Genomic DNA, 19924 nt, shown 5'->3' with positions numbered 1-19924 from the left:
CCCGTGGTCCGGCGATCTAGAAGCCGCGCGAACTAGCGGGCCCGCGGCCCCGGATCTGGCAGCCCTGCGGTCCCGCAGCCCCACGGCCCCGCGGCCTAGAACCCCCACGGTCCCGCGGCCTAGAACCCCCACGGTCCCGCGGCGTAAGAACCCCCACGGTCCCGCGGCCTAGAACCCCCACGGTCCCGCGGCGTAAGAACCCCCACGGTCCCGTGGCCTAGAAGCCCCACGGTCCCGGGGGGACCCGCGATCTAGCGCTGCGGCTCCCGGCCGCTACGAGCGCGAGGCCGCGAGATCGACCGGCGCACCCGCCAAGCAGCCGGCCGACCGCGGAATCAGACGAGCCGCGATTCCCGGGCACGCGAGGAACCCACAGCGGCGACGGCACCCGAGACAACCGCGCGCCGGCGCACCCCACGCCGGAACGTGTCAGGTGGCGTCCGGGGCCGGCATGGGGGAGGCCTTCAGTGTGCGGCGAACCGCCCACACCGTCAGTGCCAGCATGCCGACATATGTCGGCCAGCTGATCACGATGCGTGCGATTCCCAGGAGATCGGGCTGCTTGGCGATCCACAGAGCGCCCTGGATGCCCGCACGAAGAATCAGGGATGCCGCCCACGCCAGCGTCAGCCACTGGAACGTGCGGAACAGCGCCGGATGGTGCCGCCAGTCGTGTTTGCCGCCGGCCGCGATGATTGCCCAGATATAGCCGATCAACGGCTTCCGCACCGCCACCGAAATGATCATCACGGCGGCCTGGGCGAACGTCAGCAGGATGCCCGGCAGGTAGAAATCCCGGGCCTCGCCGGAGCGGGCGGCCAGGTACGCACCGAGCGCGATGCCGAACAGGCCGTTGATCGCGTGCCGTACCGGCTGCTTGCGGATCAGGCGGTAGATGGCGATCGCCACCGCCGTGCCGACCGCGCCGAAGATCGCCGGGTAGAGGTCCCACACCAGGTTTAGCACGACGAACGCGCAGACCGGGATGCTGGTCTCGATCAGCCCGCGAACGCCGCCGAGTTGCTCCGCCATCTGCTCCGACATGGTCGGAATGCGCTCCTCCTCCTGCTCCGGAGAAGGAGCAGGAGCAGGCGACGGAGAAGAGGCCGCCATGGCATCCCGGACGGAACCGGGCGAGTACGGATCGGTTGCTCTGTCGGGACCGGTCATGCTCACCTGGGCGCTTCCAGCTCGTAATGAGGGTTGTAAATGACTTTACGGTCATCTCGGACGGCGACTCGCCCCCGGGCCGTCAGCTGCCGGCCCGGCTCGATCCCGGCTATGTGCCGGCGACCGAGCCAGACGAGCGTGATGACGTCGCTGCCGTCGTAGAGGTCCGCCTCCAGCGTCGGCAGGTTGGTCCGGGGCGTGTAGACCACCGTGCGCAGCCGGCCGGACACGGAGACCCGCTGGCCGCGGCTGCACGTGCCGACCGGGATCGCGCCGCACTCGGCGCTCTCCCGCTGCAACTCCTCCGCGTGCAGTTCGGCCTCGGAGGCGGTCAGCCGCTGAATGAACCGCCGCAGCGGCGACCGGCGTTCGTCGATCGTCATGGTGCGGGCCTCACTCCTTCTCGACGCTGGCCTCCACCGGGGCCCCGGCGGCCGGTCAGGACAAACCCGCGACCAGAGTACGCCCCGTAAACGATCAGGAACGCGGTCGCGGCGACGGTCGCCGACGCGGCTCATCGGCGGGCGGCGCCGGTGGTGCCGGTGGCGTCGCGGCCCCGTCGGGTCCCTGCGCGGCCACCTCCTTTGGCAGGCGCAGCGGCAGCGGCTCCTTCACCGGCTTCGCCTCCTGGCCGCGGTCCACCACCAGCCCGCGCAGGCACTCGCCGAGCAGTGGCGCGCTGGCCGGCGTGGTCGCGACCGGTCCCTGGAACACGGCCTGCACCATCCACCGCGGTCCGTCGATGCCGGCGATCCGCAGGTCCACCGGACCGTTCGGAGTGGGTACCCGGGCCAGCAGCTCGACGCCGTACGGCCCCTCCGCCTCCTGCAGTTGTCCGCCCTGGGCCGCGAGCGAGCCGCCGACCTCCTCGCGCACCTCGTCCCAGATGCCCTCGCTGCGCGGCGCCGCGACCGCGATCAGCTGGAGCGTGCTGGGTCCTTCGCCGAGCACGACCTGCTGCACCACGCCCTCGGGCCCGGCCTGGACGCGCACCTCGACGCCGGGCACCGCCGGAATCTTCATGCTGCCCAGGTCGAGGCGCTGAACGTCGTCGGGCGCGTCCGCCGCGTCGTACGGCCCGGTGGTCGCGCCCGACTCCGAGCCGGTCGGGATCGGGGTGTCCTCGGCGCGCGCGTGACGCCCGCCCCGATTGAAGATCGCCATGATTACCTTTCCGGATTAACCGAAATGTCGTAGATGTCGAAGGTTAGAGAGCCGCGTGCCCGCCGGTCGACCCGTGCCCGCCGTCGCCCCGCACCGACTCCGGCAGCGCGTCGACCGCCTCGAAGACCGCCCGGGACACGCGCTGCACGACCAACTGCGCGATCCGGTCGCCCCGCGCGATCTTCGCGGTCGACGCCGGATCGTGGTTGATGAGGTTCACCAGGATCTCCCCCCGGTAGCCGGCGTCGACCGTACCGGGCGCGTTCAGCAGCGTCACACCCAGCCGCGCGGCCAGGCCGGACCGCGGGTGCACCAGCCCCACGTACCCCTCCGGCAGGGCCAGCGCCACGCCGGTCTTCACCAGCGCGCGGTGGCCCGGCGCCAGCTCCACGTCCTCCGCCGCGTAGAGGTCGGCGCCCGCGTCCCCCGGGTGCGCGTAGGAGGGCATCGGCAGGTCCGGGTCGAGTCGCAGCAGCGGCACGGGCACGGTTTCGGTCACGGCTTCGGGTCCTCATCGTCGACGGCGTTTTCGCGGACCCACATATCCTGCCGTGCCGCGCCGCGCGAAGCACTCGTACCCTGGCTGGCGTGGCACCCCCCGGCACCCGATCGTCGCAGCCCGCCCTCTATCGCGAGCGCCTGACCGTCACCTGGTGGCTCTGGATCGTCGCGCTCGCGGCCGCGGCCGCGCTGGCCATGGAGGTGTGGCTGGGCGCGCCCGGCCTGCGCGCGTGGCTGCCGTTCGCCGTGCTGCTGCCGCTGACCGCGCTCGGCCTCTGGGCGCTCGGCCGCATCCGGGTCGGGGTCGGCCCGGGCCCGGAGGGCGAGACGTCGCTGCTGGTCGACGACGCGCACCTGCCGGTCCGGTTCGTCTCCGACGTGGTCCCGCTGGACGCGGAGGGCCGCCGGGAGATCCTCGGCGTGGCGGCGGACCCGCTGGCGTTCGTGGTGCAGCGCCCGTGGATCTCCGGCGCGGTCCAGGTGCTGCTGGACGACCCGGCCGACCCCACGCCGTACTGGGTGGTCAGCACGCGTCATCCGGTCGCGCTGGCACAGGCCGTGCTGGACGCCAAGGAACAAGGCGGGTCCTAGGACTTCCCGATGCTCCGCGGCCCCGGGCCGAGCTTGCCGCGGCCGGTCCGCAGATCCTCGCGGAGCCGGTCGCCGAGCCCGCGGGTGGCCCGGCGGTTGAGGTAGCTGGCGACGGCCGCGCCGGTGAGCAGCGGCCCCAGCGTGGTCAGGTTCCGCCCGAAGCGCTTGAGCAGCATGTCGCGCAGCTCGCGGCGCGCGGCCGTGCCGAGCACCGCCCCCACACCCGCGCCGGGCAGCAGCGGGTTCACGCCGCGCTGGCTGGACCACGACTGAAGCATGGAGATGGCCCGCTCGGTGGCGCTCCCGGCCACCGGCTGCCCGTAGATCTCGTGCAGTTCGCCGATCAGCTTCAGCTCCACCGCGACCACCGCCACGGTCTCCGTGGCCAGCAGCACGGGCGTGGAGAGCAGCGTGGGCGGCACGGCCCACTCGATCGCGGCGACGCCGCCACCGGCCGCGCCGATGCTCGCGGTGGCCCGGGACGCGTTGCGCACCAGACGGTCGGCCAGTTCCTCGTCGGTCATGCCCGGGTGATGCTTGCGCAGCGTCTCCAGATCACGGATCGGTACGTACGGCGCGATCTGGCTGACCGTGTCGACCATCCACTGGATCGCCACCTTGGGGCGGATCATGCGCCCGGCGCCGCTGGTCCGCACCTGCTGGACGAGGCGCCCGAGCAGCCGCCGGCGCACCGGCGTCGGCAGCTCCTCCTCGGCTAGGCCCGCGATGGCCTGGCTCAGCCGCTCCGGGTCGCCGGTCCCGGCGGGCGGCACGCCCGGCTCGGTCGCCGGCACGACGTCGTCGGACTTGGTGCGCTGCTGGTCGCTGCCGTCCGTCATCTCGCCTCCTGCCTCGATCCGCTGACCGGTACTACCCACCCGGAGGGTGCGGCACGCCGGCCATGGCGGGTGGATCGAGTGAAGCAGATCCACGCCACCGGACCCGGTGGCCGGTGGCATAACCGCGCCGCGGACCGCCCACCTTCGGCCCGCAACGCGGCGGTGTGTGCCCTATTCGGTTGTGCTCGTCCCGTACGGTCCGATTCCCGTCTGACTGGATCAGGCGCACTCGTGGCAGATCAGCTCGCCGTTGCGCTCGTGCGCGAGCTGGCTGCGGTGATGCACCAGGAAGCACCGCGAGCAGCGGAACTCGTCCTGCTGCATCGGCAGCACCTTGACCGTCAGTTCCTCGTCGGCCAGGTCGGCCCCGGGCAGCTCGAAATTCTCGGCTACCTCGGCCTCATCCACGTCGACGGCGCCGGACTGCGAGTCGACGCGACGTGCCTTGAGTTCCTCAAGGCTGTCCTCGCCGAGGTCGACCTCGTCGCGACGCGGGGCGTCGTAGTCGGTGGCCATCGGTTGTCACTCTCCCGTATCGATGTGTCGTCCGGCGTCTGTAACGCCGCACGGCGATGTTCGGTTCCCTGGCGGCCAACGTTGGCACGAATTGCCACTGTGACGTCACCCTCAGCGACGATGCTGATGGTGACACCACGACGACAGCTCACCAAGAAACTCCCCCCAGCGAGCGCGGTACCTTACCGCTCTCGTGCGTTGCTTGTACGCCCCGGCCCGCCAAGATGTTCCCAATGTGATTCAGGCGACACCAAGGTAGGGGGTCCCCCGCGTCGATCATCGTCGGCACGCCGGGAACCGTCGTCACTTTCCCGGCCCGGGCCCCTAGGCGTTAACCTCAGCGGGACACCGGAAAACCACCCACCTGCGGGGAGCTCTCACCAACATGAGCTATGCGCGCATGCGGGCGCTCATCGTCCTGAGCGTGCTGACCGTCGCCGCCGTCGTGTTCGTCGCGGTGGCACTCGTGCGGGACACGCAGACCGAGGCCACCGCGAGCGAGGAGTGCCCGGCCGGTTATGTGCGGGCCAACGTCGCACTGCCCGAGCCGAAGGACGTGAAGCTGAAGGTCTTCAACGCTACCGGCGAGAACGGTCTCGGCGCCCGCGTCTCCACCGACTTCACCAACCGCAAGTTCCAGGTGGAGAAGCCGGAGAACAGCGAGCAGACCAGCGACGACGTGGCCACCCTGCGGTACGGCCCGAAGACGGTCGGCGCCGCCCACCTGCTCCGGGCGTACTTCCTGGACAACGCGCGGACCGAGTACGACGAGACGCGCGAGAGCGACGTGGTGGACGTGGTGATCGGCACCGGCTTCGAGCAGCTCGCCACCACCACCGAGGTCAACCAGTCGCTGGTCGAGCTGGGCCAGGCCGACGTGCCGCCCGGCGCCTGCGCGGCGTGAGCGCCGGCCGCCGCCCTCCGGCGAGGGCGGCGGCCGGATGCCGTCAGGCCCCGCCGGAGGCGTCCAGCGCGACCAGCCGGTCGTGCAGCGGGCCGAACAGCGCGGGCGGCGCCGCGATCACCATCGGCAGCCCGGGCTCGGCGCCCGCCAGCCCGGCCACGGTCAACCCCGCCTCGCGCGCCACCAGGCCGCCGGCCGCGTGGTCCCACGGGTTGAGGCCCTTCTCGTAGTACGCGTCGATCAGCCCTTCGGCCGCGAAGCACAGGTCCAGCGACGCCGCGCCCCACCGCCGGATGTCGCGCACGTGCGGCAGCAGCCCGGACAGCACGGCGGCCTGGTGCACGCGCCGCGCCGCGTCGTATCCGAACCCGGTGCCGATCAGTGCCTGGCCCAGCACGGTCTGCCGGGAGCCCCGGACCGGTCGCCCGTCGTGGAACGCGCCGCCGCCCAGCGTCGCGGTCCACTCGTCGCCGGTGGCCGCGTTGCGCACCACGCCGGCCACCACCACGCCGTTCACCTCGGCGGCGAGCGACACGGCGTACTGCGGCAGGCCGTACAGGTAGTTCACGGTGCCGTCGATGGGGTCGACGATCCAGCGGACCGCGGCGTCGCCGGCGGCCTCGGTGGAGCCGTACTCCTCACCGAGCAGCGCGTCGCCGGGCCGCAGCGCGCGCAGTTCCTCGGCGACCTGGCGCTCCACGGCGCGGTCGGCGGCGGTCACCACGTCGGTGTCGGTGCTCTTGGTGCCGATGTCGGCGCTGACCGCCTCGGCGCGCATCCGGCTCGCGGTGTCCGCGGCGCGGCGGGCGATGTCGACGGCGATTTTCAGCAGGTCCACGGGATCCGGAGATGTGTGTTGCACGCGTCCATACTGCCGTCCCATGGGAATCACGGCCCCCTTCAGCGGGGTAGCATCACAGGCAAACCCCCGGTCACCACCTACTTCGCGCCTCCCACGCCGTCCCGGCGGCGCGGGGCGCAAGCTGTTTGCCTCAGACAGCGTTACAATTCACGCTGCCCACGTGACACGGACGGTCGCCACGCCGATCGGCCCGCGGCTCGGGGGCCACCACATCACCGGCCCGCAACGTCTGCTCGCGCTGCCCGCCGGATCGGCCGTGCTCGTTCTTCGCCTCCGGAAGGTCATTCGTGTCAGAAGCTCGCCACACCGGCGCCGACGTACGCTCGCTCACCGACGCCCTGATCGCCAGTGCCGAGCGCGCCGGTGGACAGTTGACGTCGGCCGAGCTCGCGCGCAGCGTCGAGGCTGCCGAGGTGACCCCGGCCCAAGCTAAGAAGATCTTGCGGGCGCTGGCGGACGCCGGCGTCACGGTCGTGGTGGACGGTTCGGCCAGCACCCGCCGTCCGCGGGTCGCCGCCGCCCGCTCGGCCACGCCCGCCTCCAAGGCCACCACTGCCAAGGCGACCAAGGCCGTCGCCAAGAAGGCCGCGCCCGCCGCCACGCCGAAGCAGGCGGCCCCCGCGGCCCCCGCCGACCCGAACGGCACGGCTCCGGCCAAGCGCGCCGCCGCCGCCAAGGCCGCCCCGGCGAAGAAGGCCGCGCCGAAGACCGGCCCGGCCGCCGCGAAGGCGGCGCCGGCCAAGGCCGCTAAGGCGCCCGCCAAGGGCCCGGACGGCGAGCCGCTCGAGGAGGACATCGATCCCGAGGAGCTGGCGGCCGAGATCGAGGACGTGGTCGTCGACGAGCCGGTCGAGGCGGTGGCGGCCGCGACCGCCGACGCGCAGGCCGACAGCAACGACTTCGAGTGGGACGACGAGGAGTCCGAGGCGCTCAAGCAGGCGCGCCGCGACGCGGAGCTGACCGCCTCCGCCGACTCCGTCCGGGCGTACCTGAAGCAGATCGGCAAGGTCCCCCTGCTGAACGCGGAGCAGGAGGTCGAGCTCGCCAAGCGGATCGAGGCCGGGCTCTACGCGGCCGAGCGGCTGCGCGCCGCGGAGGAGGGCGAGGAGAAGCTGGCGTTCCAGCTCTCCCGCGACCTCAAGTGGATCTCCCGCGACGGTGAGCGGGCGAAGAACCACCTGCTGGAGGCGAACCTCCGGCTCGTGGTCTCGCTGGCCAAGCGCTACACCGGCCGCGGCATGGCGTTCCTGGACCTCATCCAGGAGGGCAACCTCGGCCTCATCCGCGCCGTCGAGAAGTTCGACTACACCAAGGGCTACAAGTTCTCCACCTACGCCACCTGGTGGATCCGCCAGGCCATCACCCGCGCCATGGCCGACCAGGCCCGCACCATCCGCATCCCGGTGCACATGGTCGAGGTCATCAACAAGCTCGGCCGCATCCAGCGCGAGCTGCTCCAGGACCTGGGCCGCGAGCCCACGCCGGAGGAGCTGGCCAAGGAGATGGACATCACCCCGGAGAAGGTGCTGGAGATCCAGCAGTACGCCCGGGAGCCCATCTCGCTGGACCAGACGATCGGCGACGAGGGCGACAGCCAGCTCGGTGACTTCATCGAGGACTCGGAGGCCGTCGTGGCGGTCGACGCGGTGTCGTTCTCGCTCCTCCAGGACCAGCTCCAGCAGGTCCTCCAGACGCTCTCCGAGCGCGAGGCGGGCGTGGTCCGGCTGCGCTTCGGCCTGACCGACGGCCAGCCGCGCACGCTCGACGAGATCGGCCAGGTCTACGGCGTGACCCGCGAGCGGATCCGCCAGATCGAGTCGAAGACGATGTCGAAGCTGCGCCATCCGTCGCGCTCCCAGGTGCTCCGCGACTACCTGGACTGATCCGGCACCAGGTGCCACGCGTCGGCCGTACCCGCTTGAAGGGTGCGGCCGACGTCCGTTTTGGCGCGTTTGTGGGGGACACCCGAACGGGCGATTCCTGCTGGCCGAACCGGCGAACGTACCGAAAAGGACGGAGAAGCCGATTGGGCGGATTTCAGCCGGTACATCGTTAAAATCACCCGGTCCGGCTGCTCACCCAACGATCAATTATCCGGGTGCTGACTTCTGAGTCAACTTTATGTGCCCGTTTGATCACCACCCGTACATCCTTCGGTGGTGATCAAAGAGTTGTGGGGATGTGATCGTTGACGTGGCACCCTTGGAGCACGGCACACTGTCCATACCAGGTGTGACCTCGGTCCCCCGAGGGCACCATGGGAAGGCCGCACCCACTGCGGGTGTTGGACAATGGGTGAAGCACTACCGAAGAACCTGTTCATCGGTGACGACCCGAGGAGGAAGGCGATGACCCCGACCCTCACGCCGCCGCCAGAAACGGCGGCTCCCCCAGCCGCCGATGAACGCTGCGACCGTTGCAGCGCGGCAGGCAAGTTGCGGGTGACCATTGCCGGCGGCAGTGAGCTGGTGTTCTGCGGACACCACGCGAACAAGTACGCCGACGATCTCGTCAAGATCGCAGTGCAGTACGCGACCGACCCAGAGTTCACCTGGCGCGGCGCGGACATGATGCGCCGCTGATCCTGCCGAAGTCACAACTGGTCCTGCCGGCCCCGGCGGACCACGGCACAACCGAACGAGTCGACCCGATGACGGGGACGCCCAGGTGTGGGGCGTCCCCGTTTCCATCTCGTCGCCCAACCCTCAAGATCTGGATTTTCCCGCTCCCGGCGTGGTCACTGTCCGCACGCTCCCGCGGGCACCGGTCAGCCGTTGGCCGGCCTCCCTGTCAGATCCGTGGCCGGGACCGCCAACCCCTTCCCCGTCCTACATCGCGCCCGCCGCACCTCCCGGCCCCTGGCCCGGACCGCGGCGACGCCGGTAGCCGCTCCCTCGGAACCGGACTCGCAGCGGCCCCGGGATCTCCGTAGCGGCGAAACGAGGTCCGCCTGGCAGAGGCCGCGGCAGCTCCACGAGACCCGTCCGCACCCAGACGGTTCCGCCGCGCCCCGGGCGCCACGAAGATCGCGCGTTCGTCGGTAACCGGCGACAGGACCGGCTCCGGCCGACATCCAGCCGCGGCCGGCGGCCTGAATGCCGCGCGGACCACCGGCTATCCACCGACCGGCGCCGGCGGCACCCGCTCCCGCCTGGGCTCAACCCTGCTCGCGGCCCGAATGCGGCGGAGACCCCGGCTATCGGTAACCAGCCACGGCGGCACCCACTCCACCGATGCCCCGAGTGCCCCGGAGATCGCGGATTGCCGAGTGTCCCGGCGCGGACCGAGAGGCTACGAAGGCCCCCGGTCATCGGCTGACCAGCGACGGAGGCAGCCCAGCCGCGCCTACGGCCTCGGCGCCGCGGAGATCGCGGGTTGTCGAGTGTCCGGCGACAGGACGGCTCCGATCCAGGACCCCACCACGCGACGGCCGAACGCGGCGAAGACCGCCGGTTGTCGGCTGATCAGCGACGGCGGCACCCGCCTCACCGGCATCAGCCGCGCCGGTGGCCTGAGTGCCACGGAGATGGCGGGTTGTCGGTGACCAGCGGCGGCACCGGCTCCGACCGGCGGACCGGAGCGGAGCGCCAGCGGAGTCGGAGGGGAGCCGGAGGTTGGCCCGCGGGAGCATGTGGGCCGCACCACGCCGGGAGCGGGAAGATCGGGATTCGCCGGTTGTCGTCCTGAGGTAGCGCGGGAGCGGGCGGGAAGCGGGCACGCCGGGGCGGCGCGGGTGGTCGCGGCCGCGTCATGCCGGGAGCGGAGGGACTCAGGAACCGGCGGTGGGGACGGCGGCGCCGAGGGCGGCGGAGACGTCGCGGGCGGCGGCGATGACGTCGGGGGCGTGGCCCTCGAGCGCGGCCATGGTGCTGTCCATGGCGAGCGTGGAGATGGAGATGCCGCCCAGGACGCGGCCGGTGTGGTCGAAGACGGGGGCGCCGACGCAGCGGATGCCGGGCTCGTTCTCCTCGTCGTCGATGGCGTAGCCGAGGGTGCGGACCCGGGCCAGGTGGGTCAGCAGGTCCTCCTCGCTGGTCAGCGTGCCGGGCGTGCGCCGGGCGAGACCGGTGCGGCGGCAGATCGCCAGCACCTCCTCGTCGGGGAGCTGGGCCAGGACCGCCTTGCCGATGGCGGTGGTGTGCAGCGCGACGCCCATGCCGATGCGGGAGGGCATCTGGTACGGCCGGCGGCCCTCCTGCTTGTCGACGTAGACCGCCTCGTCCGCGCTGCGGATGGCGAAGTGCGTGGTGTAGCCGGTGGACTCGCTGAGCGCGCGCAGCGTGCCGGACGCCTGCCGGGCGGGGTCGAAGCGGTACATCACCCGGCCCGCCAGCGTGAGGATGCGCGGGCCGGGTTCGTAGCTGCCGAGGCCGTCGGGCCGGGCGAAGCCCCACATGACCAGCGCCTGCAGGATGCGGTGCACGGTCGACTTGGAGACGCCGGTCGCCACGGCGATGTCGGTGACGCGGTGGTGCTCGGCGAGCGCCTCCAGCACCGCCAGCGTCTTGTCGATGGAACTGCCTTCCCTGGCCATAAGATCCAGCCTATCGGGGGTCCTTATCGCGCGAGCCAGCCTCCGTCCACGGCCAGGACGTGCCCGTTGACGTAGTCGGCCGCGGGCGAGGCGAGGAAGACGACCGCGCCGGCCACGTCCTCCGGGCGGCCCCAGCGACCGGCCGGGATGCGCGACCTGATCTCCGCCTCGCGGACCGGGTCGGCGCGCAGCGCGGCGGTGTTGTCGGTCTCCATGTAGCCCGGCGCGACCGCGTTGACCTGCACGCCGCGGGCGGCCCACTCGCAGGCCAGCGCCTTGGTCAGGCCGGCCACGCCGTGCTTGGCGGCGGCGTAGCCGGGCACGTGCACGCCGCCCTGGAAGGACAGCATCGACGCCACCGAGATGATCTTGCCGCTGCCCCGGGCGAGCATGCGCGCGCCGATCGCGCGGCTGAGCAGGAAGACCGCGTCCAGGTTCACGTCGAGCACCGCGCGCCAATCGGTGAACGGATGCTCCGCGGCCGGCGCGCGGCGGATGATGCCGGCGTTGTTGACCAGGATGTCCAGCTCGGGCAGCGCGGTCACCGCGTCCGGGATGGCGGCGGTCTCGGCCAGGTCGAGGACCCACCGGGTGGCCTGGCGGCCGGCCTTGCGCACCTCCGCCTCGGTCTCGCCGAGGTCGTCGGTGCGGCCGTGCAGCACCAGGTCCGCACCGGCCTGGGCGAGCGCCACCGCGATGGCCCGGCCCATGCCGGTACGGGCGCCGGTGACCAGCGCGGTCCGGCCGTGCAGCGAGAACGGCGTGGTCACCTCAGGTCGCCGATCGCGACCGGCTCGACGTCCTCGTACGCCTGGTTCTCCCCGCCCATCGCCCAGACGAACGCGTAGCTGCGGGTGCCGAAGCCGCAGTGCACCGACCAGGACGGCGAGATCACCGCCTGCTCCGGCGCCACGATCAGGTTGCGGGTCGCGTCCGGACGGCCCATCAGGTGCACGACCCGGTCGGTCTCGGGCAGGTCGAAGTAGAAGTAGACCTCGGTGCGGCGCTCGTGGGTGTGGCAGGGCATCGTGTTCCACATGCTGCCGGGCGCGAGCACGGTCACGCCGAGCACCAGCTGGCAGCTCTGGATGCCCTTGACGTGGATGTACTTGTAGATTGTGCGGTCGTTGGAGCCGTCCTGCGAGCCCAGCCGCACCGGCTCGGCGTCGTCCAGCGTGGCCTTGACCGTGGGGTGACCGGCGTGCGCGGGCGTGGAGACGAGGTAGAACCGCCCGTCGAAGCGCACGTCGCGGGCACCGCGCCCGACGTAGAGCACCTCCTTGGCGGCCAGCTCGTAGCGCTCGCCGTCGACCGTGACCACGCCGGCGTCGGCGAGCGCGACCACGCCCAGCTCGCGGCGCTCCAGGAAGAACTCCGCGCGCAGCTCCGCGGGGCACGGCAGCTCGGTCACGCCGTCCGAGCCGCCCACCACGATGCGGTCCTCGTGCGAGTACGTCAGCCGCACCTCGCCGGGTGCGAACAGATCCTCCACCAGGAACCGCCGGCGCAACTGCTCGGTGTCCATGCCCGTCAGCTGGTCCGGGGCCGTGGCGTGCCGTGACTCCATGAGCCCTCCTCGTACCGTTTGTCCCGTTACACAGGACAGCTTATCGACGTATGGAACGGGGCCGAAGCGTCGTCCGGCCCCGCCCTCACTTCGGGTCAGGCGGCCGGGACCGGCGTCCGCGGTTCGTCGGCCGGGTCGTTGTCGAGCGAGTCGATCAGGTCGTCCCGCTCCGTGCTGCGCTCCGGGCGGAGCAGGCCGATCAGCACGTAGAGCACCAGCGAGGTGACCAGCGGGACGCCGACCACCATGGTCTGACTGGTCTCCTCCAGCACCCACCGGACCACGACCCAGACGCCCAGGCCGGCGGCCCAGGAGACGATCGCGGCCAGCGGTCCGCTGCGCCGGAACCAGGGCAGCAGGCCGAGCATCAGCGGGATGGAGATCGGGCCCATGGTCGCGGCCACCACGTCGACCACGATCTTGAGCACCACGCCCTGGCCCTGCGTGGTGATCGCGATGACCATGCTGATCACCACGAACGTGAACGTGGTGACCCGGGCGAACGTCAGCTCGGCGCGCTCGCTGAGCGTGCGGACCGCGCGCACCAGCACCGGCGCGATGTCGCGGGTGACCACCGAGGAGATCACGTTGGCGTCCGAGGAGACCATCGCCATGGTGTGCGAGAAGAAGCCGGCCAGCACCAGCCCGATGATGCCGGGCGGCAGCAGCGTCTTGGCCAGTTCGACGTACGCCTGCTCCGCGTTGGCCAGGCCGGGCACGATCAGCGGCGCCGCGAACATCGGCAGGAACAGGATCAGCGGCCAGACCAGCCACAGCCCGCTGGACAGCAGCGCGGACCGGCGGGCCGCGGTGCCGGACGGCGCGGCCATGTAGCGCTGCGCCAGGTTCCACATGCCGCCGTTGTACTCGAACGTCTTGATGAACAGCAGTGCGATGAAGAAGGTCAGCGTGTACGGCCCGTTGAACGGGTCGCCGTGACCCTCGGGCAGGTCGTCCCACATGGTCCAGAGCGCGGAGACGCCGCCCAGGTGGGCCAGGAACGCGACGAACATGGCGATGCCGGCCACGCCCTGGATGACGAACTGGCCGAAGTCGGTGAGCACGTCCGCCCAGAGCCCGCCCGCGGTGATGTAGACGAGCGTGACCGCGCCGGTGAGCAGGATGCCCCAGACGATCGGCACGCCCGCGAAGCCGCGCAGCAGCACGGCGATGGCCACCCACTTGGCCGCGATGTCGACGACCTTGAGCAGTGCGCCGCTGTACGCCAGGGCCTGCTGCGTGGGCACGTTGTAGCGGCGGGCCAGGTACTCCAGCGGGGAGGCCACACCGTGCTTGGAGCGCAGCCGGTTCCACCGGGCGGCGAAGACGAACGCGCCGATGCCGACGCCGAGGCCGATGGTGAGCGCCCACCAGACGTACATCGCGAGGCCGTAGTTGTACGCCACCGCGGCGAAGGCGACGAACATGACCGCGCTATAGCCCGACATATGGTGAGAAATCCCTGATAGCCACCAGGGCACCATGCCGCGCGCGGTGAAGAAGTCGGCAACGCTGTGGATGCGCTGCTTGGCCCACAGGCCGATGCCGACCATCACCACGAAGTATCCACCGATAACGATCCAATCGAGCGGGGTCACATGCCCTCCCTCCGGTGCCGTAACGCGGGCGTTACAGATGTTCTGCTACACGGAACGGGCTGTCAATACATGGAACGCAGCGATTACGGTCGATCATAAGAATCGACGAAGGCCTTGACGGCGTTCCGCGTCATGGGACATGGTTCTCGTTGACGAAACAGGGAGGGCTCATGCCGAACATCACCGTGGAGCTTCTGTCCGGCCGCACGCTGGATCAGCGGCGCGAGTTCGCCGAGGCCGTGACCGCGGCCGCGGTCGACATCCTCAAGGCGCGGCGCGCCTCGGTCCGCATCCGCTTCGACGAGATCGAGCGGGAGGACGTGGCGAACGGCGGCACGCTGGAGTCCGACCGCACGTCATGAGTGAGCGGCCGGCGTGGGTCGTCGGTCAGAACGACTGAATGGTGGCGATGCGCTCTTCGAGCTGCTCGATGGTCGCCTGAGCGCTCGGCGGGCCGCCGCAGAGCCGGCGCAGCTCCGCATGGATCTTGCCGTGCGGCAGCCCGGTGCGGTGGTGGTGCGCGGCGACGAGCGTGTTCAGCTTGCGGCGCAGCGTCACCCGCCGCTCGCCGGCGGTGAGCGGCGCGGCCTGCGCCGGCACCTTCGGTTCATCGTCCCGCTGCGCGGCCTTGCGCCGCTTCTGCGCGGCGAGCTGCTCGGCCTGCCGCTTGTTCAGCAGCGTGGTGACCTGCTCCGGGCTGAGCAGGCCGGGCAGTCCGAGGTACTCCTCCTCCTCGGGCGTGCCGGCCTGGGCGCCGGTGCCGAACGAGGCGCCGTCGTAGATGACCTGGTCCAGCTCGGCCGAGGCGGACAGTGCCTGGAAGCGCTTCTCCAGCTCGCCGGACGCGTCCTCCTTCTTGTTCGCCCGCTCCAGCAGCTCGTCGTCGAGGCCGTCCTTCTCCTTCGGCGCGCCGAGGACGTGGTCGCGCTGGACCTCCATCTCGCTGGCCAGGCCGAGCAGGTGCGGCACGCTGGGCAGGAAGACGCTCGCGGTCTCGCCCTGCTTCCGGGCGCGCACGAACCGGCCGATCGCCTGCGCGAAGTAGAGCGGCGTGGACGCACTGGTGGCGTAGACGCCGACGGACAACCGCGGGATGTCGACGCCCTCGGACACCATTCGCACCGCGACCAGCCAGCGCTGGTCACCGGCGGAGAACGTGGCGATCCGCTTCGAGGCGTCCACGTCGTCGGAGAGGACGACGGTGGCGCGCTCGCCGGTGATCTTCTCCAGCAGCTTCGCGTACGACCGGGCGGTCTGCTGGTCGCTGGCGATGACCAGGCCGCCCGCGTCCGTGATGCCGTGCTTTCGGATCACCGACAGCCGGTTGTCCGCGGCGCGCAGCACCTGCGGCATCCAGTCGCCGGCCGGGTCCAGCGCGGTGCGCCAGGCCTGCGCGACCAGGTCCTGCGTCATCGGCTCGCCGAGGCGCGCGGCCAGTTCGTCGCCCGCGTTGGTCCGCCACCGCGTCTCGCCGGAGTAGGCGAGGAAGATGACCGGCCGGACCACGCCGTCGCGCAGCGCGTCCGCGTACCCGTAGGAGGCGTCGGAGCGGGACTGCTGCAGGCCGGCGTCGTTGCGCTCGTAGAGCACGAACGGGATCGGGTTCTCGTCGGAGCGGAACGGCGTGCCGGTGAGCGCCAGGCGGCGGACCGCGGGCTCGAACGCGGCCTTCACGCCGTCACCCCAGGTGCGCGAGTCGCCGGCGTGGTGGATCTCGTCCAGGATGACCAGCGTCCGCCGGGTCATGGTGCGCCGGCGGTGCACGTGCGGAGCCATGCCGACCTGCGCGTAGGTCACGACCGCGCCGTGGAAGTCGGAGGCGGAGTGCAGGTCGGCGTTGCGGAACGCGGCGTCCAGGTGGATGCCGACCCGGGCCGCGGCCTGCGCCCACTGGGTCTTCAGGTGCTCGGTCGGCGCCACCACGGTGACCGCCTCGACCGTGCCGTCGACCAGCAGCTCGGCCGCGATGCGCAGCGCGAACGTGGTCTTGCCGGCACCCGGCGTGGCGACCGCCAGGAAATCCTCGGAGCCCTGCCGGAGGTACTTGACCAGCGCCTTGCGCTGCCAGGCTCGCAGCGGGGGGAAGGTCTCCAGCACCGGCGCCGTCGGACTCACCCGCTCGCTCCCCCTCCGTGACGATGTGCTTACACAGAAATGCCTCCGCGTCAAGACGTACGGCGCGGAGGCCCGATCCAGCATAGCCGCGCGCCAGGATCGCGGTTGGCCGGAAGGAGACAGATCACCGGCCCGGTCAGGTGAGCGCCGGCGGCACCGGTGCCGACCAGGAGCGAAGCAGCGCGATCACGCGGATCACGAAGATCAGCACCGCGGGTACGGCCAGCGCGAGCCCGTCGTGCACGCCGGTCCCGACCAGCACGGCCACCAGCACGGCCCCGGCCAGCGAGGCGACCGCGTAGATCTCCCGCCGGAGCACCACCGGGATCTCGCCGAGCAGCAGGTCGCGCCCGACGCCGCCGCCGATGCCGGTGATCATGCCGGCCAGGCAGGCGCCGACCGCGGGGAGCCCGGCCTCCAGCGCCTTGAGCGTGCCGGTGACGGTGATCAGCCCGAGCCCGGCCGCGTCCAGCAGCAGCACGGACCAGCGCAGCCGGGAGAACTGCGGGTGCAGCCAGAAGGTTGCGCCGGAGGCGACCGCGGCGGTGATCGCGTACCGCCAGTCCGCGAAGGCCAGCGGCGGTACGGCGCCGATGATCAGGTCACGCACGATGCCGCCGCCGAGCGCGGCGACGAAGCCGACGAAGATGAGGCCGAAGAGATCGAGGCGCTTGACGATCGCCGCCGAGGCCCCGGACGCGGCGAAGACGGCCACGCCGGCCAGGTCGGCGATCAGAAGGGCGCTGGGGGTGCTCACCGCCGCAGGTTAGATGACCGCTGCGGGGCGGCACCGGGGAACCGCGCCGGTCACGAATGAGCCCTCCCGGCCTGGGCCTGCCGGGAACCGCTCATCGCCCCCCGGCGAATCGGCGCGGTCGGGTGAACGTCAGTCCTGCAGCGAGTCGTAGATCTCTTTGCACGCGGGGCACACCGGGGAACCCGGCTTGGGCGCCTTGGTGACCGGAAACTTCTCTCCACACAGCGCGATGACGAAGGTGCCCATCACAGCACTCTCCGCGATCTTCTCTTTCCGGACGTAGTGGAACATCTCGGGTCCGGTATCGGATTCCTTGATCTCCGGACGCTCAAGGATCTGGGTCGTCATAGCCTCACACCTCCAAAGGTCCCAGTTTGACAGCTCACTCGGCACCGGTCCACCGGACTCCGCGCAACCGCAGGTCCGTACCGTGGTGATCGTGAAAAACTCATCACTCCGCTACGGCGCCGAGGTGGCGGACGCGCTCCGCGACGGCCGCCCGGTGGTGGCACTGGAGAGCACGATCATCTCGCACGGGCTGCCGCATCCGGACAACATTCGCGTGGCGCGCGAGATCGAGGACGCGGTGCGGGCCACCGGGGCCGTACCCGCGACCATCGGCATGATCGCCGGTGAGCTGGTCGTGGGCCTGGACGACGCGCGGGTCGCCCACCTGGCGAGCGCGGAGGGCGTGGCGAAACTCTCGGTCCGCGACCTCGCCGTGGCGGCGGCGCGGCGCGCGGACGGCGCCACCACGGTGGCGGCGACCAGCGCGGTGGCGGCCGCGGCCGGGATCGGCGTGTTCGCCACCGGCGGCCTCGGCGGCGTGCACCGCGAGGCGAACATCACGTTCGACGAGTCCGCGGACCTCACCACGCTGGCCCGCACACCGATCGTGGTGGTCTGCGCCGGCGTGAAGTCGATCCTGGACGTGAGCGCCACGCTGGAGCGGATGGAGACGCTCGGGGTGACCGTGGTCGGCTACCGCACGCGCCGGTTCCCCGGCTTCTTCATCACCGACAGCGGGTACGAGCTGGACTGGTCCGTCGACTCGCCGGAGCAGATCGCCGAGATGATCGCCGCGCAGGCCGCGCTCGGCGCGACCGAGGGTGCCACCGTGGTGGCGAACCCGCTGCCGGTGGACGAGCAGCTGGACACCGCGCTGCACGACCGCACGCTCGCGGACGGCCTGGCGCTGCTGGAGCAGAACAAGGTCACCGGCAAGGCCGTGACGCCGTTCCTCCTCTCCTACTTCCACTCCGCGACCGAGGGCGCCAGCCTGGCGACCAACATCCGGATCATCCTGCGCAACGCCACGCTGGCCGGGCAGGTCGCGGTCGCCGCCGCCGCGCGGTCCTGACCGTGGGCCGCGTCCTCGTCGTCGGCGACGTGATCACCGACGTCGTGGCCGTGCTCGGCGGTCCGCTCGCGCCCGGCTCCGACACCCCGGCGGCGGTCCGCGTCGCCGGGGGCGGCCAGGCCGCGAACACGGCCGCCTGGCTCGCCGCCGCGGGCGTACCCGTGACGCTGGCCGGCGTGGCCGGCGACGACCCGGCCGGGGACGCGCGGCTGGCGGAGCTGACCGCCGCGGGCGTGACCACCGCGGTGCGGCGGGCCGCCGGCGCGGTCACCGGCACGATCATCGTGCTGAGCGGCGGCGGAGAGCGCTCGATGATCACCGACCGGGGCGCGAACCTGCTGCTCTCCCCGGCCGACGTGGACGCGGCGCACACGCCGGACGTGGCCCGCCTGCACCTGTCCGGCTACGCGCTGCTCGACCCGGCCACCCGCCCGGCCGCGCGGCACGCGCTCTCCCGTGGCATCCCGGCCAGCGTCGACGCGGCCTCCGCGGCCCCGCTGCGGCAGGTGGGCGCGAAGACCTTCCTGGAGTGGGTACGCGGCTGCGACCTCCTGTTGGCCAACGCGGACGAGGCCGAGGCGCTGGCCGGCCCCGGCACACCACCGGACCAGGCCCGCCGCCTCGCCGCCGCCACCGGCGGAAACGCGGTGGTGAAGCGCGGCGCGGCAGGGGCGGTGTGGGCGTCGGCGGACGGCACGGCGATCGCGCTGCCGCCGGAACTGGCCGTCGCCGTCGACCCGGCGGACCCCACGGGGGCGGGAGACGCGTTCGCGGCGGGTCTTCTCGCGGCCCTCCTTCGCGGTGCAGCGCCGCTGGACGCGCTCGCCGCGGGCCATGCGCTCGGCGCCCGCGCGGTAGCCATGATCGGCGCCCGCCCTCCGGCCGTCCGGGAGCGTCACTGACGGATCGGGGCCTCGGTCACGCGCGTCGCACCCGCCCTCCGGCCCTCACGTCGCGACGGCGGGCGGCGCGGCTGACGTGGGGGATGCGGTCGGCACCCGTGTGGTGGCCGTGATCGACGCCCACCCTTCCGGCCGGCCGGCGACGCCACCGACCGACCGCGGCCCTGCTCCCGCGCGGCGTGCCCGCTGCGGCCCGCATCGGTGGCAGGCGACGAGGTCGCCGCCGAAGCTATCAAGCACCACGGCCGGCGGCGCGGTCGTGGGCCAGGGCAGGCAGGACGCCGAGGGGACCGCCGGGAATCGTCGCTGGACCGTCTTCAGTGCCGGTCACCATGTTCTCCGCTCAGCCGCGGGGCGGTTCCGCGGGGCGGTTCCGCGGGGCGGTTCCGCGGGGCGGTTCCGCGGGGCGGTTCGGGAAGCGGCGAGCGGCGCGGACGGGACGGGACGGGACGGCGGCCGGGAGGTGACCGGCGGCGCCGGGTGGCGGGGTCTCGGGTGACCACACGGACACCGGCTCCGACCGGCGGACCGGAGCGGAGCGCCA

General features: G+C 72.0%; 21 protein-coding genes. 7 read left to right on the top strand and 14 right to left on the bottom strand.

The annotated features are described in order from the left end of the window. Window positions 1–429 precede the first annotated feature (429 nt). From J2S41_RS01460 to dut, 4 genes are all read right to left on the bottom strand, one after another. Window positions 430–1113: a DUF3159 domain-containing protein gene (locus tag J2S41_RS01460; protein ID WP_310376235.1), complete on the bottom strand. Its 684-nt coding sequence runs from the start codon at window positions 1111–1113 to the stop codon at window positions 430–432. 59 nt (window positions 1114–1172) lie between these two features. Continuing rightward, window positions 1173–1553, bottom strand: coding sequence for an OB-fold nucleic acid binding domain-containing protein (locus tag J2S41_RS01455; protein WP_310361968.1), 381 nt, complete (start codon window positions 1551–1553; stop codon window positions 1173–1175). A gap of 94 nt (window positions 1554–1647) precedes the next feature. Further along, window positions 1648–2334 (bottom strand): DUF3710 domain-containing protein, encoded by a 687-nt coding sequence (locus J2S41_RS01450; RefSeq protein ID WP_310361965.1) that lies wholly within the window; start codon window positions 2332–2334, stop codon window positions 1648–1650. A 43-nt stretch (window positions 2335–2377) separates the two neighbouring features. After that, entirely contained in the window at window positions 2378–2833 is a 456-nt protein-coding gene (dut, locus tag J2S41_RS01445) for a dUTP diphosphatase (protein WP_310361963.1), read from the bottom strand. An 89-nt stretch (window positions 2834–2922) separates the two neighbouring features. On the opposite strand from dut, the gene J2S41_RS01440 reads away from it, so the two are divergent. Next, window positions 2923–3426, top strand: coding sequence for a DUF3093 domain-containing protein (locus J2S41_RS01440; RefSeq protein WP_310361961.1), 504 nt, complete (start codon window positions 2923–2925; stop codon window positions 3424–3426). Here the strand turns inward: J2S41_RS01440 and J2S41_RS01435 are convergent. Both J2S41_RS01435 and J2S41_RS01430 read right to left on the bottom strand, forming a co-directional pair. After that, entirely contained in the window at window positions 3423–4265 is an 843-nt protein-coding gene (locus tag J2S41_RS01435; RefSeq protein ID WP_310361959.1) for a hypothetical protein, read from the bottom strand. The genes J2S41_RS01440 and J2S41_RS01435 overlap by 4 nt on opposite strands. Window positions 4266–4484: 219 nt before the next feature. Continuing rightward, window positions 4485–4781, bottom strand: a complete 297-nt coding sequence (locus tag J2S41_RS01430) for a DUF4193 domain-containing protein (protein WP_033344790.1) — start codon at window positions 4779–4781, stop codon at window positions 4485–4487. Between the two features lie 400 nt (window positions 4782–5181). Between J2S41_RS01430 and J2S41_RS01425 the strand changes: the two genes are divergently transcribed. Next, entirely contained in the window at window positions 5182–5685 is a 504-nt protein-coding gene (locus J2S41_RS01425) for a LytR C-terminal domain-containing protein (protein ID WP_310376233.1), read from the top strand. Between the two features lie 43 nt (window positions 5686–5728). On the opposite strand, the gene J2S41_RS01420 is transcribed toward J2S41_RS01425, so the two are convergent. Then, complete coding sequence (locus J2S41_RS01420) at window positions 5729–6568, bottom strand: inositol monophosphatase family protein (protein WP_374728100.1); 840 nt, start codon at window positions 6566–6568, stop codon at window positions 5729–5731. A 266-nt stretch (window positions 6569–6834) separates the two neighbouring features. Between J2S41_RS01420 and J2S41_RS01415 the strand changes: the two genes are divergently transcribed. Together J2S41_RS01415 and J2S41_RS01410 are read left to right on the top strand one after the other, a co-directional pair. Continuing rightward, window positions 6835–8430 (top strand): RNA polymerase sigma factor, encoded by a 1596-nt coding sequence (locus J2S41_RS01415; protein WP_310361953.1) that lies wholly within the window; start codon window positions 6835–6837, stop codon window positions 8428–8430. 465 nt (window positions 8431–8895) lie between these two features. Further along, window positions 8896–9129, top strand: coding sequence for a DUF7455 domain-containing protein (locus J2S41_RS01410; RefSeq protein WP_310361950.1), 234 nt, complete (start codon window positions 8896–8898; stop codon window positions 9127–9129). A 1187-nt stretch (window positions 9130–10316) separates the two neighbouring features. Here J2S41_RS01410 and J2S41_RS01405 read toward each other — a convergent pair. From J2S41_RS01405 to J2S41_RS01390, 4 genes are all read right to left on the bottom strand, one after another. Next, entirely contained in the window at window positions 10317–11081 is a 765-nt protein-coding gene (locus J2S41_RS01405; RefSeq protein ID WP_310361947.1) for an IclR family transcriptional regulator, read from the bottom strand. A gap of 23 nt (window positions 11082–11104) precedes the next feature. Then, window positions 11105–11851: a 2-dehydro-3-deoxy-D-gluconate 5-dehydrogenase KduD gene (kduD, locus tag J2S41_RS01400; RefSeq protein WP_310361945.1), complete on the bottom strand. Its 747-nt coding sequence runs from the start codon at window positions 11849–11851 to the stop codon at window positions 11105–11107. Then, a complete protein-coding gene (gene kduI / locus J2S41_RS01395; protein ID WP_310361942.1) occupies window positions 11848–12648 on the bottom strand; it encodes a 5-dehydro-4-deoxy-D-glucuronate isomerase in 801 nt (266 codons plus the stop codon). The genes kduD and kduI overlap by 4 nt, the downstream gene beginning before the upstream one ends. Window positions 12649–12743: 95 nt before the next feature. Continuing rightward, on the bottom strand, window positions 12744–14246 hold the full coding sequence (locus J2S41_RS01390) for a sodium:solute symporter family protein (RefSeq protein WP_310361941.1): 1503 nt from the start codon (window positions 14244–14246) through the stop codon (window positions 12744–12746). 170 nt (window positions 14247–14416) lie between these two features. On the opposite strand from J2S41_RS01390, the gene J2S41_RS01385 reads away from it, so the two are divergent. Continuing rightward, complete coding sequence (locus tag J2S41_RS01385) at window positions 14417–14608, top strand: tautomerase family protein (protein ID WP_310361939.1); 192 nt, start codon at window positions 14417–14419, stop codon at window positions 14606–14608. A 25-nt stretch (window positions 14609–14633) separates the two neighbouring features. Here J2S41_RS01385 and J2S41_RS01380 read toward each other — a convergent pair whose 3' ends face one another. From J2S41_RS01380 to J2S41_RS01370, 3 genes are all read right to left on the bottom strand, one after another. After that, window positions 14634–16361 (bottom strand): DEAD/DEAH box helicase, encoded by a 1728-nt coding sequence (locus J2S41_RS01380; RefSeq protein WP_310361937.1) that lies wholly within the window; start codon window positions 16359–16361, stop codon window positions 14634–14636. A gap of 136 nt (window positions 16362–16497) precedes the next feature. Beyond that, window positions 16498–17118 carry a trimeric intracellular cation channel family protein gene (locus J2S41_RS01375; RefSeq protein WP_310361935.1) on the bottom strand — a complete coding sequence of 207 codons (621 nt, stop codon included), beginning with the start codon at window positions 17116–17118 and terminating at the stop codon, window positions 16498–16500. A gap of 129 nt (window positions 17119–17247) precedes the next feature. Next, window positions 17248–17466 (bottom strand): DUF3039 domain-containing protein, encoded by a 219-nt coding sequence (locus J2S41_RS01370; RefSeq protein ID WP_310361933.1) that lies wholly within the window; start codon window positions 17464–17466, stop codon window positions 17248–17250. Window positions 17467–17557: 91 nt separating this feature from the next. Here J2S41_RS01370 and J2S41_RS01365 point away from each other — a divergent pair, with 91 nt between their 5' ends. Further along, a complete protein-coding gene (locus J2S41_RS01365; RefSeq protein ID WP_310361930.1) occupies window positions 17558–18478 on the top strand; it encodes a pseudouridine-5'-phosphate glycosidase in 921 nt (306 codons plus the stop codon). Further along, window positions 18475–19380 (top strand): carbohydrate kinase family protein, encoded by a 906-nt coding sequence (locus J2S41_RS01360; protein WP_310376232.1) that lies wholly within the window; start codon window positions 18475–18477, stop codon window positions 19378–19380. The genes J2S41_RS01365 and J2S41_RS01360 overlap by 4 nt, the downstream gene beginning before the upstream one ends. Window positions 19381–19924: the final 544 nt, after the last annotated feature.

It is taken from the genome of Catenuloplanes atrovinosus (assembly GCF_031458235.1).
Taxonomy (GTDB): domain Bacteria; phylum Actinomycetota; class Actinomycetes; order Mycobacteriales; family Micromonosporaceae; genus Catenuloplanes; species Catenuloplanes atrovinosus.
The sequence above is the reverse complement of the archived record's forward strand: the minus strand, read 5'-3'. Positions and strand labels throughout refer to the sequence as shown.

What these genes read in the sequence shown, in the direction of transcription:
- J2S41_RS01450 (WP_310361965.1), bottom strand. Translation starts at nt 2,334, where the DNA reads ATGGCGATCTTCAATCGGGGCGGGCGTCACGCGCGCGCCGAGGACACC.
- J2S41_RS01420 (WP_374728100.1), bottom strand. Translation starts at nt 6,568, where the DNA reads ATGGGACGGCAGTATGGACGCGTGCAACACACATCTCCGGATCCCGTG.
- J2S41_RS01425 (WP_310376233.1), top strand. Translation starts at nt 5,182, where the DNA reads ATGCGGGCGCTCATCGTCCTGAGCGTGCTGACCGTCGCCGCCGTCGTG.
- J2S41_RS01385 (WP_310361939.1), top strand. Translation starts at nt 14,417, where the DNA reads ATGCCGAACATCACCGTGGAGCTTCTGTCCGGCCGCACGCTGGATCAG.
- J2S41_RS01370 (WP_310361933.1), bottom strand. Translation starts at nt 17,466, where the DNA reads ATGACGACCCAGATCCTTGAGCGTCCGGAGATCAAGGAATCCGATACC.
- J2S41_RS01410 (WP_310361950.1), top strand. Translation starts at nt 8,896, where the DNA reads ATGACCCCGACCCTCACGCCGCCGCCAGAAACGGCGGCTCCCCCAGCC.
- J2S41_RS01430 (WP_033344790.1), bottom strand. Translation starts at nt 4,781, where the DNA reads ATGGCCACCGACTACGACGCCCCGCGTCGCGACGAGGTCGACCTCGGC.
- J2S41_RS01435 (WP_310361959.1), bottom strand. Translation starts at nt 4,265, where the DNA reads ATGACGGACGGCAGCGACCAGCAGCGCACCAAGTCCGACGACGTCGTG.
- J2S41_RS01460 (WP_310376235.1), bottom strand. Translation starts at nt 1,113, where the DNA reads ATGGCGGCCTCTTCTCCGTCGCCTGCTCCTGCTCCTTCTCCGGAGCAG.
- kduI (WP_310361942.1), bottom strand. Translation starts at nt 12,648, where the DNA reads ATGGAGTCACGGCACGCCACGGCCCCGGACCAGCTGACGGGCATGGAC.
- J2S41_RS01405 (WP_310361947.1), bottom strand. Translation starts at nt 11,081, where the DNA reads ATGGCCAGGGAAGGCAGTTCCATCGACAAGACGCTGGCGGTGCTGGAG.
- J2S41_RS01455 (WP_310361968.1), bottom strand. Translation starts at nt 1,553, where the DNA reads ATGACGATCGACGAACGCCGGTCGCCGCTGCGGCGGTTCATTCAGCGG.